Origin of the sequence: Tateyamaria omphalii (genome assembly GCF_019802125.1) — a bacterium.
GTDB classification, from domain to species: domain Bacteria; phylum Pseudomonadota; class Alphaproteobacteria; order Rhodobacterales; family Rhodobacteraceae; genus Tateyamaria; species Tateyamaria omphalii_B.
Genome location: NZ_JAHVHT010000001.1, coordinates 1,497,939 through 1,513,379 on the forward strand (window position 1 = coordinate 1,497,939; position 15,441 = coordinate 1,513,379).

At 62.2% G+C, this 15,441-nt stretch carries 15 protein-coding genes; 9 read left to right on the plus strand and 6 right to left on the minus strand.

Annotation, left to right across the window (positions count from 1 at the left end; all coding sequences use genetic code 11):
- The first annotated feature begins 4 nt into the window (after positions 1-4).
- From KUV51_RS07450 to KUV51_RS07470, 5 genes are read left to right on the plus strand one after another with little or no spacing between them, the layout of a single operon-like run.
- Positions 5-1,363: a DUF2927 domain-containing protein gene (locus tag KUV51_RS07450; protein ID WP_222520913.1), complete on the plus strand. Its 1,359-nt coding sequence runs from the start codon at positions 5-7 to the stop codon at positions 1,361-1,363.
- 34 nt (positions 1,364-1,397) lie between these two features.
- Positions 1,398-1,568, plus strand: coding sequence for an apolipoprotein acyltransferase (locus KUV51_RS07455; protein ID WP_222520914.1), 171 nt, complete (start codon positions 1,398-1,400; stop codon positions 1,566-1,568).
- Between the two features lies 1 nt (position 1,569).
- The gene (locus tag KUV51_RS07460) at positions 1,570-2,757 is read left to right on the plus strand and encodes a vWA domain-containing protein (RefSeq protein WP_222520915.1); all 1,188 of its coding nucleotides are present in this window, start codon (positions 1,570-1,572) and stop codon (positions 2,755-2,757) included.
- Positions 2,758-2,795: 38 nt separating this feature from the next.
- On the plus strand, positions 2,796-3,959 hold the full coding sequence (locus KUV51_RS07465) for a cytochrome P450 (RefSeq protein ID WP_222520916.1): 1,164 nt from the start codon (positions 2,796-2,798) through the stop codon (positions 3,957-3,959).
- A gap of 40 nt (positions 3,960-3,999) precedes the next feature.
- Complete coding sequence (locus KUV51_RS07470) at positions 4,000-4,695, plus strand: M48 family metalloprotease (RefSeq protein ID WP_222520917.1); 696 nt, start codon at positions 4,000-4,002, stop codon at positions 4,693-4,695.
- On the opposite strand, the gene KUV51_RS07475 is transcribed toward KUV51_RS07470, so the two are convergent.
- From KUV51_RS07475 to KUV51_RS07495, 5 genes are all read right to left on the minus strand, one after another.
- Complete coding sequence (locus KUV51_RS07475) at positions 4,692-5,240, minus strand: RSP_2648 family PIN domain-containing protein (protein ID WP_222520918.1); 549 nt, start codon at positions 5,238-5,240, stop codon at positions 4,692-4,694. The two genes, KUV51_RS07470 and KUV51_RS07475, sit on opposite strands and share 4 nt — an antisense overlap.
- On the minus strand, positions 5,237-6,445 hold the full coding sequence (locus KUV51_RS07480) for an RSP_2647 family RNA methyltransferase (RefSeq protein ID WP_222520919.1): 1,209 nt from the start codon (positions 6,443-6,445) through the stop codon (positions 5,237-5,239). Before KUV51_RS07480 ends, KUV51_RS07475 begins: the two co-directional genes overlap by 4 nt.
- 39 nt (positions 6,446-6,484) lie before the next feature.
- Positions 6,485-7,156, minus strand: coding sequence for a DUF6778 family protein (locus KUV51_RS07485; protein ID WP_222520920.1), 672 nt, complete (start codon positions 7,154-7,156; stop codon positions 6,485-6,487).
- A 130-nt stretch (positions 7,157-7,286) separates the two neighbouring features.
- Positions 7,287-7,562, minus strand: a complete 276-nt coding sequence (locus KUV51_RS07490) for a hypothetical protein (protein WP_222520921.1) — start codon at positions 7,560-7,562, stop codon at positions 7,287-7,289.
- Entirely contained in the window at positions 7,562-10,327 is a 2,766-nt protein-coding gene (locus tag KUV51_RS07495; RefSeq protein ID WP_261385681.1) for a glutamine-synthetase adenylyltransferase, read from the minus strand. Before KUV51_RS07495 ends, KUV51_RS07490 begins: the two co-directional genes overlap by 1 nt.
- Before the next feature lie 65 nt (positions 10,328-10,392).
- Between KUV51_RS07495 and KUV51_RS07500 the strand changes: the two genes are divergently transcribed.
- The 4 genes from KUV51_RS07500 to KUV51_RS07515 all read left to right on the plus strand — a co-directional run bounded on the left by KUV51_RS07500 (position 10,393) and on the right by KUV51_RS07515 (position 12,801).
- Complete coding sequence (locus KUV51_RS07500) at positions 10,393-10,860, plus strand: YbaK/EbsC family protein (protein WP_222520922.1); 468 nt, start codon at positions 10,393-10,395, stop codon at positions 10,858-10,860.
- Positions 10,861-11,000: 140 nt separating this feature from the next.
- Positions 11,001-11,408 (plus strand): DUF2852 domain-containing protein, encoded by a 408-nt coding sequence (locus KUV51_RS07505; protein WP_222520923.1) that lies wholly within the window; start codon positions 11,001-11,003, stop codon positions 11,406-11,408.
- Between the two features lie 66 nt (positions 11,409-11,474).
- Entirely contained in the window at positions 11,475-11,909 is a 435-nt protein-coding gene (locus KUV51_RS07510) for an RDD family protein (RefSeq protein ID WP_222520924.1), read from the plus strand.
- Between the two features lie 67 nt (positions 11,910-11,976).
- Positions 11,977-12,801, plus strand: a complete 825-nt coding sequence (locus tag KUV51_RS07515; protein WP_222520925.1) for an arginyltransferase — start codon at positions 11,977-11,979, stop codon at positions 12,799-12,801.
- A gap of 276 nt (positions 12,802-13,077) precedes the next feature.
- On the opposite strand, the gene KUV51_RS07520 is transcribed toward KUV51_RS07515, so the two are convergent.
- Positions 13,078-15,432, minus strand: a complete 2,355-nt coding sequence (locus KUV51_RS07520; RefSeq protein WP_222520926.1) for a TRAP transporter large permease subunit — start codon at positions 15,430-15,432, stop codon at positions 13,078-13,080.
- Positions 15,433-15,441 lie beyond the last annotated feature (9 nt).

Sequence of the window (15,441 nt, forward strand, 5' to 3'; positions counted from 1 at the left end):
ACAGATGCGCCGTTTTGTTTTGCCCTTCGTTCTGTTGCTCAATGCCTGTGTGCCCGTAACACCCGGCGACACGCCCACGCGCGCCCTGTCTGCCAGCAACGACTTGCCCCCGATGAAGACCTTTGGCGCGCCGCGCCCGGTCAAGCCAATCCGGTCCAACAACGACCTGGCACTCGATTTCATCGAACTCAGCTTTCAACTGGAATCGGGCCGTGAACTGCCCGTCTTCACCCGGTTCGAAGGCCCCATATCAGTCCGCGTGACCGGCGCTCCGCCCGCGTCACTCGGCACCGACCTACGCCGCCTGATGCACCGGCTGCGGAGCGAGGCGAATATCGACATCTACGAAGCCGCGCCCGGCAATCCGGCGAACATCACGATCGAGGCGGTGTCGCGCAAAGAGATCCGCAAGGCCCTGCCCCATGCCGCTTGTTTCGTCGTGCCCAACATCACGACCATCTCTGAATACAAGCCCAACCGCCGCACACCCCGCACAAGCTGGTCGAACCTGCGTACCCGCGAGCGGCTGGCGATATTCCTGCCCAATGACGCAAGTCCTCAGGAGGTGCGCGACTGTCTTCACGAGGAACTGGCGCAGGCCATCGGCCCGCTCAATGACCTCTACCGCCTGCCCGACAGCGTGTTCAACGACGACAATGTACACACGGTTCTGACCGGCTTCGATATGCTGATGCTCAAGGCGTATTATTCGCCCGAACTGCGCTCCGGGATGACGCGGGGCCAGGTGGCGCAACGCCTGCCGCAGATCTTTGCCCGCATCAATCCGGCCGGTGAGAATCTGCCCGCCAGATATGCCACGCGCACCCCCCGAGCCTGGAGCGAGGCCGTGCAAACCGCGTTGGGCCCCGGTGCGAGCACCGCGCAGCGCAAGGACGCCGCCGCACGCGCGCTCGACATTGCACAAGCGATGGGCTGGCGGGATCACCGCCGCGCCTTTGCCCACTACGCGAATGGCCGTTTGCTGCTTGCCAGCGATCCCAGCGCCGCGCAGTCCCATTTCCGCGCTGCCGACCAGTTCTATGCCGCGACCCCGGGGGCCGACCTGCACCGCGCCTATGTTGCCACCCAACTGGCCGCCTATGCCATCAGCCGCGGCGATGGCGACACTGCCATGATCACCCTTGCACCCCATATTGATCGCGCGGCCCGCAACGAAAACGCAGCCCTTCTGTCGACCCTTCTCCTGCTGCGCGCCGAAGCCCTGGACCTGCAGGGTCGCGCCGCCGAAGCACGCACGGTCAGGCTGGACAGCCTGGGGTGGGCGCGCTACGGATTTGGCTCTGACTGGGCGGTGCGGGCCAAGCTGCGGGAAATCTCTTCGCTGAGCCCGCTGAAAGGGTGAACTTGCCGCCCCAAGGCATTGAGAGGCAAGGCAAATGATAGTCATCGCAGCGGCCCTTCTGGGCGCTCTGATCGGCGGGTACACGGCAAGCAAGCGCAACGGCAACCGGCTCGACATCCTGCAATACGCTGCGGGCTATGCGCTGGCCTTTGTCATCGTGGGCATGATCGCCACCGTCCTGATCGACCGCGCGCTGCGGGGCTGACATGTTCCTGCCCTTCTTCGAAAGCCTGCGAAAGAACGGTGTGCCGGTCAGCTTACGCGAGTTCCTTGTCTTTCTCGAAGGGATGAAAGCGGGTCTCGCGACCTATGATGTCGAGGCATTCTACTACCTGGCCCGTGTGGCGATGGTGAAGGATGAGCGCAACATCGACAAGTTTGACCGCGCCTTTGCCGCGGCCTTTGAAGGGTTGGAACAGATCAGCATCGACCAGGTGCTGGAAGCCGTGGACATCCCGCAGGACTGGCTTGAGAAGCTGGCCGAAAAGCATCTGAGCGAAGAAGAGCGTGCGGAGATCGAAGCTTTAGGTGGCTTCGACAAGCTCATGGAAACGCTCAAGAAACGGCTTGAGGAACAGAAAGGCCGCCATCAGGGTGGCAACAAGTGGGTCGGCACCGCCGGCACCTCGCCCTTTGGCGCCTATGGCTACAATCCTGAAGGCGTTCGCATTGGCCAGAAAGAGAGCCGTCACCAGCGCGCGGTCAAGGTCTGGGACAAGCGTGAGTTCAAGAACCTGGACGACACCGTTGAGCTGGGTACCCGCAACATCAAGGTGGCGCTCAAACGCCTGCGCCGTTGGGCGCGCGATGGCGCGGCGGAAGAACTTGACCTGAACGGCACCATCCGGGCCACCGCCGAACACGGCTATCTAGACGTCAAAACCCGCCCGGAGCGCCGCAATGCGGTGAAAGTGCTGTTGTTCCTTGATGTGGGCGGCTCCATGGACCCGCATGTGAAGATCGTGGAAGAACTGTTCTCGGCCGCCAAGTCCGAGTTCAAGCATTTCGAATATTTCTACTTCCACAACTGCCTTTACGAAGGCGTGTGGCGCGACAACCGCCGGCGCTGGGACGCTCAAACACCCACGCATGAAGTGCTGCGCACATACGGCCCCGACTACAAATGTATCTTCGTAGGGGACGCCAGCATGTCACCCTACGAGATCGCCTATCCCGGCGGCGCAAACGAGCACTGGAACCAGGAAGCAGGCCAAGTATGGCTCGCCCGCGCGCGCGATCAATGGACCTCGAACCTGTGGATTAACCCGGTGCCCGAGAAATACTGGGGCTACACCCATTCCATTGGCATGATCCAGGAAATCTTTGGCGCCGACGCCATGGTCCCGATGACGCTCGAAGGGTTGAGCCGCGGAATGCGGGCACTCACGCGCTAGACCTTTTTGGTTACAAACGGCGCGTGTAGCGTCGTGGTATGTCCTCCGCGCCAACCATCCACATCGACCCCGCGACCTTTCACGCGGACCCCTACCCGACCCTTGCAGCCATGCGTCAAGACGCACCCGTCTGCTACGTGCCCGAACTCGGCGCCACGCTCTTCACCCGACGCGACGATGTCTTTCGCGAGGAAAAGCGCGTTGATCTCTTCTCAAGCCATCAACCCAACGGCTTGTTGACCAAGGTCATGGGCAGCAACCTGATGCGCAAGGATGGCGATGCCCACATGCGCGAGCGCAAGGCGCTGTTTCCCGCCCTCAGCCCACGCACGGTACGCGATGTTCTAGGTCCGAAGTTCCGCGAGATCGTGCAGGGCCACATCGACCGGCTGAAACCCTTGGGCGCGTGCGATCTGGTGACGGACTACGCCATGCCGGTCTCTGCCGACGCGCTGCGCCTGATGACGGGCCTGACCAACATGGAGGCTGCGGAAATGGACGCTGCAAGCCAGGCGATGCTGGACGCCGCCGCCAACTACCAGCGCGATCCGGAGGTGGATCGGCTTGGGTACGGCTATGCTGACCGCGTGCTGGAGTTGATCAAGGAGCGCCTGCCCCAACTGCGGGCGGCTCCCGACATGTCGATCATCTCTGTCCTCGACCAGGCCGGTCTGACCCTTGACGAGATCGCAGGCAACGTGCGCGTCATCATTGGCGGCGGGCAGAACGAACCGCGCGATGCCATTGCGGGCACGGTCTGGGCGCTGCTGAGCCATCCGGACCAATACACAATGATCAAGGATGGATCAGCCAGCTGGAACGCCGCCTTTGACGAATATGTGCGGCTCGTGGCGCCGATCGGCATGTCACCGCGCCGCGTGGCGCGCAACGACACCGCCTGCGGCGTCGACTTCGAAGCGGACGAGCTGATCTTTCTCATGTTCGGCTCTGCCTGCCGCGACGCAGATCATTTCGACAGGCCCGACACTTTCGACCTGACCCGCGACACAGGCCCAGCGATCCCCTTCGGTGCTGGTCCGCATTTCTGTGCCGGTGCCGCAGCCTCCCGCACCCTGATCGCGGGACACGCCCTGCCTATGCTGTTTGACCAACTGCCGAACCTGCGCCTGACGGATGAGGTGACGTTTGCAGGCTGGGCCTTCCGCGGCCCATTGTCCGTTCCTGTCACCTGGGACAACTGATCCGCTTGCCGGACGGCCCAAACGGCCCCATATCCAAGCCATGATCAAGTTTACCCCGATCCTGCTGGCCATCGTTTATGGGCTTGTTATGTACCGGTTCTCGGTCTGGCGCACGGCGCGCGAGCTGGACGCGCAGTCCACCGAACTGGCTGACCCGATGCTGCGCCAGATGTGCGACCAGATGGCCGCCGCGCTCGATCTGGAGCGGATCAGAGTGCACATCTATGAAATCGACCCGGTCAATGGCCTTGCCGCACCAGACGGCCGCATTTTCATCACGCGCGGGTTCTACAACAAGTTCCGGCAAGGGGCCGTATCGGCATCCGAAATGGCAAGCGTGATTGCGCACGAGCTGGGGCATGTCGCGCTCGGCCACAGCCGCCGCCGCATGATCGACTTTTCCGGACAGAATGCGCTGCGCACAGCGCTGGCCATGGTGCTTTCGCGCTTCATTCCCGGCATCGGCGTGCTGATCGCGAATGCGCTTACAACCCTGCTGGCCGCCCGCCTGTCGCGCAGTGATGAGTACGAGGCGGACGCATACGCCGCAGCCCTTTTGACCAAGGCCGGGATCGGGATCGGGCCGCAGATCTCCCTGTTCGAGAAGCTCGAGCAGTTGACCAAGTCGAACTCAGGCGCGGTGCCTGCGTGGCTGATGAGCCATCCCAAGACCACCGAACGGATCAAGGCGCTGGAGGCGCTGGAAGCGAAATGGGCGCAAGTGCCCGCGCCCTAACCGTGCCGTTCCAGCGCTTTGCCCAGGCGCGGCAGGCGCGCTTTCTTCATCAGGCTGCGCATGGTCCACGTGTCTCCGGAAAGACGTCTGGCTTCCGCCAGAACGGCATGGCCTGCGTGGGATACAGCCTCTGGCTGAGCCTCGAAACATCCCAGCAGAAACCCGTCAGGATCAGCGCGCGACAGCCCCTCCTCGGCAAGGATGTTGCGCGGAAAGTCCTTGGCATTCGATGTCAGGATGATGTCGGACGATCCGGCAATAGCGGCCGCCAGCACGTGCACATCCGCCGGGTCCGGCAGCCACAAACGCGCCTCCAGTTCCGGTGCATATCGCACATTGGCACGCCCCCACCGTGCCGACAACATTGCAATCTCACCCCGCGCCTGCGCCTCGCCCTCTGGCCCCAAACGTGCCGCGGCACGCGCCCATTCTTCAAGGATGCGGTCGGACCATTGCGGCTCGAACACCCCAGCCGCTGCCACACCCAACACCACCTCGCGCATCACGGTCGGGTAAAGCACATTCGCGTCGATCAGCACTTTCATAGGCGGAAGAACAGTGCCTTGAGATAGCCGCTCTCGGCCAGTTGCGGCAATTGCGGATGGTCCGGGCCGGCGAAGCCCGTGTAAACCAGCGCAGGCGACCGCCCTGCCCGCCCGATACCACGCGCGGACGCGGCGCGGAATTTGGCGAGGTCCGCCGCGTGCGAACAGCTGCAGAGCCCAAGAATACCGCCTTCTGCCACCAGCGGTGCCGCAAGCCGCGCAATCCGTTCATAGGCGCGCAGACCGGCATCAAGTGCTTGCTTGGACGGGGCAAAAGCCGGGGGATCACAGACCACCAGATCGAATTGCGCCCCTTCTTCCTGCAAGGCGCCCAGCACATCAAAGGCGTCGCCCTGACGGGTAGAGAACCGCTCGTCGACCCCCATCGCAGCCGCGCCTTGGGCGGCAAGCTCGAGCGCGGCAGCCGATCCGTCGACACAAGTCGCGTGGGCCGCGCCGCCTGCCAATGCGGCCAACCCGAACCCGCCCACATGGGAAAACACATCCAGCACCCGCGCGCCCTTGGCGACGGACTGTGCAAAGGCATGGTTCGGTCGCTGGTCAAAAAACAGGCCGGTTTTCTGCCCACCCGCGATGTCAGCCATATACGTGGCACCATTCATCGGCACGGCGATCGGTTCAGTCGGCATGCGTCCGGCCAGGACCTGGGTCTGGTCATCCAACCCTTCCAGCGCGCGTGTGCGTCCACCTGCATTCTTGATCACGTGCGTGACACCAGTGATGTCCGATACGGAGGACGCCAAATGATCCAGATGCACCTCGGCCCATGCTGCATTTGGCTGGATGACGGCCAGGTCACCAAACCGGTCGACAATGACCCCCGGCAAACCATCCGCCTCGGCATGGATCAAACGGTAATACGGCGCATCGAATAGGCGTTCCCGCAACCCCAGCGCTGCCCCGATCCGTGCATCGAACCATGCGCGGTCAAGTGAGGCGGCTGCATCCCGATCCAACAGGCGGCCAGCGATCTTGGACAGGGGATTGACCGCGACCAGGCCAAGCGGGCTGCGATTTGCATCCTCAAGCACGGCCAGTGTACCCGGCGCCAGTGCCTTGGTCCTGCGGTCCAGGACCACTTCATTGGCATAGACCCAGGGAAAGCCATGGCGAATGCGACGTGCATCGGTCTTGGGGCGCATCCGCAAAACCGGGCGATCGGACGTGAAAGAGGGCGCTGTCATAGCGCCCTCCTCTAATCCCAACGCTGTGCGTGGGAAAGGTCAGAGTTGGTTCATCGCCTGGATTAATCCGAGCTTGGCGTTGGTATAGCCCTCGACCGTTGTCAGTTCCTGACGGATGACCTCGGCCAAGTGATTGGTGATCCGCACCTTTTGCGTCAGGCCGCGTGCTTCGGCTTGCAGCGCTTGTTGGCCACCAAAGCCGTCGAGATCAGCGCGCACCTTGCGCGGCTCCGTCAGCAGAGCGCCGGTTTCCGGGTGGCGCAGTGTCAGTTCGAAGTTGATATTGTGCACACCACCCGTGGTGTAGCGCGCTTTCTCGGTCAGCGCGTGGAAGCGTGTCACCTTGATATCCAGAGCGACCGGCACGGCGCCGTCAAGTGGATCGGTTCCCCGGCGCATCGCGGTGTCAAAAATGGCTGCAACCTGGGCATGGCGATCGCCGATCGGATCTTCGCGCCAGACAATGTCGCCGCGCGGAATGTAGCGGTTCGCTTCCGACACGGTCAGACTGCGTGGCACACGGATGGTGACACCTTCAACGCGAACGTCGGTCAGCGGGGCCAGCAGCGGTGTCGCTTCAACTGCAGCAAACGACATTGCCGGCAGTACGGGCGCTTCAAACGGGACGTTGCGAGACGCCACGTTGGTGTTTGCACAGGCCGATACAAGGCCCCCCATCATCAACAGCACAACCAGTTTGATCCGTTTCATTTCCAGTCTCCAGTCCGGACGCCTACATTGCGCCCTGTCTTTTTTCTGGAGCTCTGTTTGAAACTGAACTTGGGCAGAATTTGGACAAATTCCGTTCAAATAAGAGATTGTTTTGCGGCGGGCGACAGTCCTAGGCGTCCCTTGGACGGCTGCGCCAGCCGCCTCGGCGGCGCGGTTGACCAATCCGTTCAAGGCCGTCCCTGAGCGTTTGGGTCATCGGATGAAGCGGGTGTTCGGCTTCATAGCGCTGCAAAAGCGCGGCGATCCGTTCGGCAGGGACATGTGTGCCCGGCACGCTCAGCGCCCAGTCCAGAAAGATCGTCCGGCACTCGGGGCCGGTGATACCCTCAATGCGGTATGCCTCGAAAATCAGGCCCTTGGGGTCAAGTTCGTCACCCTTTTGCATCAATCCGCTTCCGTCCCGGACACCGCCGCAGCAATGATTTGCGCTGCACCCTCTGTGGCGCGTGTGAGTCTGTCTTCAGCCGCCTCTCGCCTGTCACAGCCTACGGCACGTAGCAGAACGCCTTGCCCTCCCAGCCCCAGATTGTCGAGATCGACCGCTTCGGTGCTGAGCAGACGGGACGCAATCTGCATGGCCCATAATAGCGCGTGAGTGTCCAAGAGATGTTGCGCGTCAGCGTCGCTCAACACACCAGCGGCGACACAGGCCTGCAGCCCCTCACTCACGCCCGAGCGTGTCTCGCCTGTCAGCACGGCACCGGCTTGCGCTATCAATTCGATATCCTGCAAACGGCCCGGCCCGATCTTGGCATCCCAGATGGACGCCGGCTGTTTCGCCGCTGCAATCCGGCCGCGCATCTCGGCCAACTCCGCCATGACATGGGCGGTGTCCCGAGGCTGACGGATGATATCCTGCCGAAACTGCTCGATGTCGCGGGCCACAACTTCAGGCCCCGCCACCACAGTCGCGCGCACCAGAGCAAGATGTTCCCAAAGCCAGGCATCTTCGCGCTGGTAGCGCTGGAATGAGGGCCAGCTCGTCGCGACCGGTCCCTGGTTGCCGGAAGGGCGCAGACGCATATCTGCCTCGTAGAGACGCCCCTGCGCCGTCTGCGTGGTGATCGCCGTGATCATGGCTTGCGTGAGCCGCGCATAGTAGCTGCGGGTGAGAAGCGGGCGCGGCCCGTCGGATTGCTCTGCATCCAGCGGGTCATAAACGACAATCAGGTCCAGATCGGATTGCGGCGTCAGATGCCCGGCCCCGAGACTGCCCATACCCAGGATCACGCCACCGCGCCCCGGCGGGGGGCCATGGCGCTTGGCAAACTGCGCCTGCACTTCCGGCCAGAGCGCGGCAATGCTGGCGCGCGCCAGGTCGCTATACTGCTTGCCCGCTTCGGTTGCCGACGTCAGTTGGCGCAAGTGATGCACGCCCACCCGGAAATGCCATTCCTTGGCCCAGGCACGGATGGCGTCCAGCTTCGCCTCGTAGTCCGGTTCGTTGGACAGGCGCGCAATGGCCATGTCGGTCAGAGCCGCCTGCCCCGGCCAGGCAGCGAAAAAGCTGCCACCTATGACCGCGTCCAGAACAGAGGCGTTGCGCGACAGGTAGTGCGCCAGCGCAGGTGACGTACCGACAATGTCCACCAGAAGATCGACAAGCTGCGGGTTTGCCTCGAACAATGAAAAAAGCTGCACACCTGCAGGCAGACCAGCCAGAAACCCATCAAAAGCGGCCAGCGCCTCTTGCGGTTTTGTCGCCGCTCCCAACCGTTCCAGCAGCATCGGTTCAATCCGGTCGAACAAGGCCGCACCGCGCGCACTGCGCAAGGCGGGATAGTTGCGCCACCGTGATTGCATGGCCGCATCAATCGCGACGGCCTGGGCTGATACCGGTGCCTCAGGCGCAAAGAAGCCCTCTGTCTCCGCATGGACCGCAGACAGGCGCTCTCGCAATTCGGTTTCAAGGGCCGCGCGCTCGGCTCCCATCATCGCAGCCAGCCGCTCAAACCCCTCATCGCTGCCCGGCAGCTTGTGGGTTTGCGCGTCGCGCTGCATCTGCACGCGATGCTCGACCGTGCGTGCAAAACGGTAGTGGTCGATCAACATGTCGCGGGTGCCTGCCTCGACCCAGCCCTTGCTGGCGAGGCGTTGAAGGCCAGTGACGGTATCGCGGACACGCAGCTCCGCATCGCGCCCACCCGCGATCAACTGCCGGGTCTGGGTGAAGAACTCGATTTCCCGGATGCCCCCGCGCCCGAGCTTCATGTCGTGGCCGGGCAAGGTGATCGGCCCGCCAGTCCCCTTGTGCGCCCGGATGGCAAGGCGCATGTCATGGGCGTCCTGCACGGCGGCAAAGTCGAGATGACGTCGCCAGACAAACGGGCGCAGCTCCCTCAGAAACGCGTCGCCTGCAGCAATGTCGCCCGCACAAGGGCGTGCCTTGATGTATGCAGCGCGCTCCCAGGTCCTCCCAACACTCTCGTAGTAGCGTTCTGCCGCGCCCGAAGACAGCACAACCGGGTTCACGGACGGATCCGGTCTGAGCCGCAGGTCGGTGCGAAAGACGTAACCGTCCGGAGTCAGATCACTCAGGATCTTGCACATATCCTGAACCGCGCGCACACACGCTTTGCGCACCGCTGCATAGTCCGATGGGTCGTGGCGCGTCTCGTCGAACAGGCAAATCAGATCGATGTCAGACGAGTAGTTCAATTCAAAGGCGCCCATCTTGCCCATGGCAAGCACGAACAGGCCCACATCCGTATCCGGCAGCTTGCCACGCCGCACCTGCTCGGACAAAGCAGCCTCCAGCGCAACATTGCACGCCATATCAGCCAGTTTCGTAAGGGCATGTGTTACAGTTTCGAGAGACCAGGCGCCGGCAAGGTCCGCCAAACCTGCCAAAAGAGCCACACGTCGTTTGGCATGTCGCAATGCAGGTTTGAGCGTGGCCAGATCTGGCGGTGGCGGTCGCAGCGCATCCGAAAGTGCGCCGTCCAGATCGGTCAACGCATCGGGCAGCCATGCCGCGTCCTTTTCGATCAAACCCGCCAGATATGGGCTGCACCCGGCTACGCCGGCGATCAGATCTCGCAACTCGCCATCCAGCGTGGGAAGGGCGGCAACAACCGAAGCCCCTCTGTCTCTGTCGAAGGGACGCGGCATTCGCGTTATGTGGTCGGCCAAGCGCATGGTCGGTACCATCAAAGGCTCCCACGGGCGCGTCAATGCCTCTTGCGTCCGCATTCGCTGCGGGACAGGTTCCCTGCATGAGCAAAAGCCTGAAACGTGTACGCGCAGCCCTGGATGCCGCTGGGATTGATACCGAAATCATGGAAACGCCCCTCGCCCGCACGGCGGCGGATGCGGCATCCGCCATCGGCTGCGACATTGACCAGATCGCCAAGTCGATCATTTTCCGCGGTGAACACAGCGGCGCGGCCATCCTTTTCATCACAGCAGGCGGCAACACTGTCGACGCAAGCAAGGCAACAGCGGTTGCGGGCGAGGATCTTGGAAAGGCAGACGCAGCCCTGATCCGCGCGCAAACCGGGTTCGCCATTGGCGGCGTCGCACCGATTGGACACATCAATCCGATCCGTGCTTTTTTCGACCCCAGATTGACTCAATTTGGCATGGTTTGGGCAGCGGCAGGCACACCACATCACGTTTTTCGGTCGCAGCCCGATGACTTGCGTAGACTTTCCTGTGCGCAAGCATCTGATTTCACAACCTAAAATCACCTCATGTAAAAAACATTCACATCAGCCCTTGCAACGTGGCGCAACAACTCCAATCTTATTTGATGTGAAACGGCTTCACATACAGTCACACACATCACCGGGGCGCCGACCCCGCCTTTGTGAAAGGTTTGAAAATGACGTCCATGTCCACCACTGCCCCCGCCCAACACAGCGCTGGCGGCTGGTTTTCCAAGACCGAACGCTGGCTTGACGAACGCGGCAAGGGTGCCTGGATCGCGGCCGTGGTCCTCGGTTTCATCTTTTTCTGGCCCGTCGGCCTCGCCCTGCTGGCCTACATGATCTGGAGCAAACGCATGTTCTCGAAATCCTGCACCCCGCGCCGCATGGGCGGTGCAATGACCACGATGCGCTCGACCGGCAACTCGGCGTTCGACGCCTACAAGGCCGACACGCTGCGCCGGTTGGAAGAGGAACAGCACAACTTTGAGGCTTTCCTCGAGCGACTGCGCGAAGCCAAGGACAAGGCAGAGTTCGACCAGTTCATGGACGAGCGTGCCAAGGCAGCCAAGTCCGAGGAATAAGCAAACCTCTGTACGTCGGCCCCGGAAACAGTCCGGGGCCAAATCCATGCCCGCACGGAGCCTCCCATGCACCTCGCCGATCCGATCACGCAGCCGCAGTTCTACCGCGATGTCGCAAGCAAGCGGCTCATGGCGTGGATCATCGACACGATCATCATCGCCCTGTTCAGCTTGCTGATCGTTCCGTTCACCGCCTTTCTGGCGCTGTTTGTCTTCATGGGGCTCTACGCGGTCGTCAGCTTCATGTACCGCACCATCACGCTGGCGACAGGGTCTGCGACATGGGGCATGCGCCTGATGGCGATCGAGCTGCGCGATGCCGCCGGCGCCCGTTTCGATCTGGGGCAGGCCTTTCTGCACACTTTGGGCTACACGGTGAGCTGGGCGGTAGCACCCTTGCAGCTGATCTCCATCGTTCTGATGGCGACATCGAACCGTGGCCAGGGTTTGACCGACATCGTGATGGGCAGCGCGGCCCTGAATCGCCGCGCCCGCGCCTGAGGTCACGTTACACACTTGTCAGCACAATTGGCGCTGGTATCATCTGCCCGACACTCATTGGATACAGATGCGCCACACGCTTCCCCTTGCCCCGCAGTTTTACGTGACTGCGCCACAGCCCTGCCCGTATCTCGACGGGCGGATGGAGCGGAAGTTGTTTACGGCGCTGCAGGGTGAAAACGCCGAGAAACTGAATGACAGTCTGAGCCAACAGGGCTTCCGCCGCTCGCAGAACGTGCTCTACCGCCCCTCCTGCGCGGATTGCTCGGCCTGCCTGTCGGCGCGGATTGATGTGTCGGCCTTCAAGCCGTCCAAGAGCCAGAAAAGAACAAGCAAACGGAACGCGAATCTGGAGCGCCGCGCGACCTCGCCCTGGGCGACAGAGGATCAATACGCCCTGTTCCGGGAATATCTCGACAGCCGCCACGCCGATGGCGGGATGGCGGATATGGATGTCTTTGAATTCGCCGCGATGATCGAGGAGACCCCGATCCGCAGCCGGGTGATTGAGTATCTGGACAAGACATCGGGCGACCTGATCGGGGTCAGCCTGACGGACGTTCTGAGTGACGGGCTGAGCATGGTATACAGCTTTTATGCGCCCGACATGCAGCGGCACTCGCTGGGCACCTACATGATCCTCGATCACGTGAAAATCGCGCAGGAAGCCAACCTGCCCTATGTCTACCTTGGCTATTGGGTGCCGGGCAGTCAGAAGATGGGGTACAAGTCCAAGTTTTCGGGCCTTGAGGTTTACCTCGGCGGGCGCTGGCAGAAGATGCGGGATCCTGAGAATTTCAGCCCCGATACGCACCCCTTGTCGACCGATCCGATTGCGGAACAGGTGGCAAATATTTCCCTTCCGGACACGCGGCCGACCCATAAGCCTTGAGAAGGGCGTCCCATGCTGGGACAGCGGCGCGTACATGCAAAATCAAAGGCTTGCAGGGGCGGGTTTACCGTTTGTTAGGGATTGCAATGTCTACCGCTGCGCCTGTGGCTCCGGGGGCTCCGCCCATTCGCAAGCGAAACGCTCCCCCGGAGCGTTTCCGGGAAGCTTGCGAATTCCCTGTTTCGAAAAAATCCTGGGGGAGCCGCCATGGGCGGCGGGGGCAAAGCCCCCTCATAATGAAGCAAGGGCGGCCCTTGGGCCGCCCTTTCCTTTGGATCAGTTCGGGATCAGATCCGGGATGAAGGTCACGATGCTCGGGAAGGTCCACAAGAGCGCGAGCCCCGCCACCTGGATCAGCACGAAGGGGATGATCCCGCGATAGATGTGGCCCGTCGTCACCTCCTTCGGCGCGACCCCCCTGAGATAGAAGAGCGCAAATCCGAAGGGCGGCGTCAGGAAGGACGTCTGCAGGTTCACCGCGATCATGATCGTCACCCATTTCGGATCGAACGTGCCGCCATAGATCACCGGTCCGACGATCGGGATCACGATGTAGATGATCTCGAGGAAGTCGAGAACGAAGCCCAGCACGAACAGCACCAGCATCACGATCAGGAAGACCGTGAACTCGTTGTCGAAGCTCTTGAGGAACTGCTGGATGTAATGCTCACCCCCGAAGGAGATCACCACCAGGTTCAAAAGCTGCGAACCGATCAGGATGGTAAAGACCATCGACGTGACCTTGGCCGTCTCGCGCACCACCGGGCTCAGAACGCCGGATGTATAGAGGATCCAGCACGAGAACAGCAGACCGAACAGTGCGTAGAGATAGGCGGCGTAGGCGACGAAGAAGGCAAACCAGCTTTGCGCCGACACACCGGCCTGGTTGATCCGCAGGTCAAAGTTCACGCCCACCAGGATACAGACCACGATGGCCAGCGTGGACCAGATGATCACCTTGGGGCTGCGGTCCATGTCGGTCAGCTTGCGATAGGCCGCGAGCATGATCGCCCCACCCGCCCCAAGCGCCGCAGCAGGCGTCGGGTTGGTGATGCCGCCCAGGATCGAGCCCAACACGGCCACGATCAGGACCAGCGGCGGGAAGACCACGCGCACCAGTTCGTTCTTGGCACAGCGTTTCACGCCCTCGACCACGCCATACATGATCAGCGCAAAGGGGATCGCCATGACGAAGACATAGTAGCCCGCGCTGTTGAGCGGCCCGAGCAGGATGATGTCCGCAAGCAGCGCCAGCACGACCCCGATACCGCCAATAAGCAGCGGCTGGTTTTCGCGGCTGGGCGCGATGCCCTTGGCCGTGGTCAGGATCAGGCCGAGCATCACGAGCAGGATGGCCGTGCCGGTGCCGATGGGCGCCGCGTTCGCGACCTTGGCGTCGACGGCTGCGGCCACTTCTTCCTCGGTCAAACGCTGGGATTGCTGAATGCCACCGGCGGCGTCGATCTCTTCCTGTTGGGCGACGGCGTCGTCCCACGCCTCTTGCCCGTGCAGTTCGATCATCGACGCCTTGCACTCTTCGCCGACATTGGTGCGCAGGCTCGCCGCCTGACCGATGTCGGAGAAGTTGGACACGACCGTGGACTGGCTGCCCACGATGTTCAGGTTGCCCAGAAGGATGGTGCCCACGATGATCAGGACAGGTGCGCCCAGGAACCATGTGAAGGCTTCGTTGCGCGTGATCGGTTCGGCATTGGTGGCGCCCATTTCGACCGCCGGTGCTTTCTCAGGGTTCAGAAGCGCGTAGCCGAAGGCGTAGAGCGCATAAAGCAGTGCCAGCATGATCCCCGGCAGCAGCGCTGCCTGGAACAGCGTGCCGACAGATACCACCGCAGGCTCACCCAGATAGGTCAGCGCGTCGGTACAGCCCGCCACTTGTGCGCGGTTTTCCTGTGCCGCCGAATAAAGGTCACCGGCCAGCGTGCCCAAGAGAACAATCACGATGGAGGGCGGAATGATCTGCCCCAGCGTGCCGGAGGCCGCGATGACGCCCGTTGCAATCTCTGGCGAGTAGTTGTTGCGCAGCATGGTGGGCAGCGCGAGCAGACCCATGGTCACCACGGTCGCGCCCACGATACCTGTCGACGCCGCAAGGAACGCGCCCACAACCACAATCGACACCGCCAGACCGCCAGGCAGCGGGCCAAAGACGCGCGCCATGGTGGTCAACAGGTCGTTTGCGATCTTGGACCGCTCCAGCGTGATGCCCATCAGGACGAACATCAGCACCGCCAGAAGTGTTTCGATGGACTGGCCCGCAAGGACCCGTTCGTTCATCCGGTTGACGACAAAGGACACGTTGCGGTCCAGCGCCACTTCCCAGCCGCTGGGGAAGACCGGCTCGCCGATCCGCGGCAGCTCCGGGTATCGGAAGACACTGATCGTGTCGGGTTTGACCCCCGAATTGACCAGGTCGCGATAGGCTTGCGTGCTTTCGTCAATCGCCTGGTGGATCAGCAGCCCTGCACTGTCGAGGGCCGCGATGATCCCGAAGGAGATGACCCCTGCCCCCGCGATGGCGAAGGCCACCGGAAAGCCGGAAAGAATGCCGCCGAAGAGGCAGATAAAGACGATGATCAGGCCGATCTCTACGCCATCAAGTCCAAACAACATGGGTCAGCC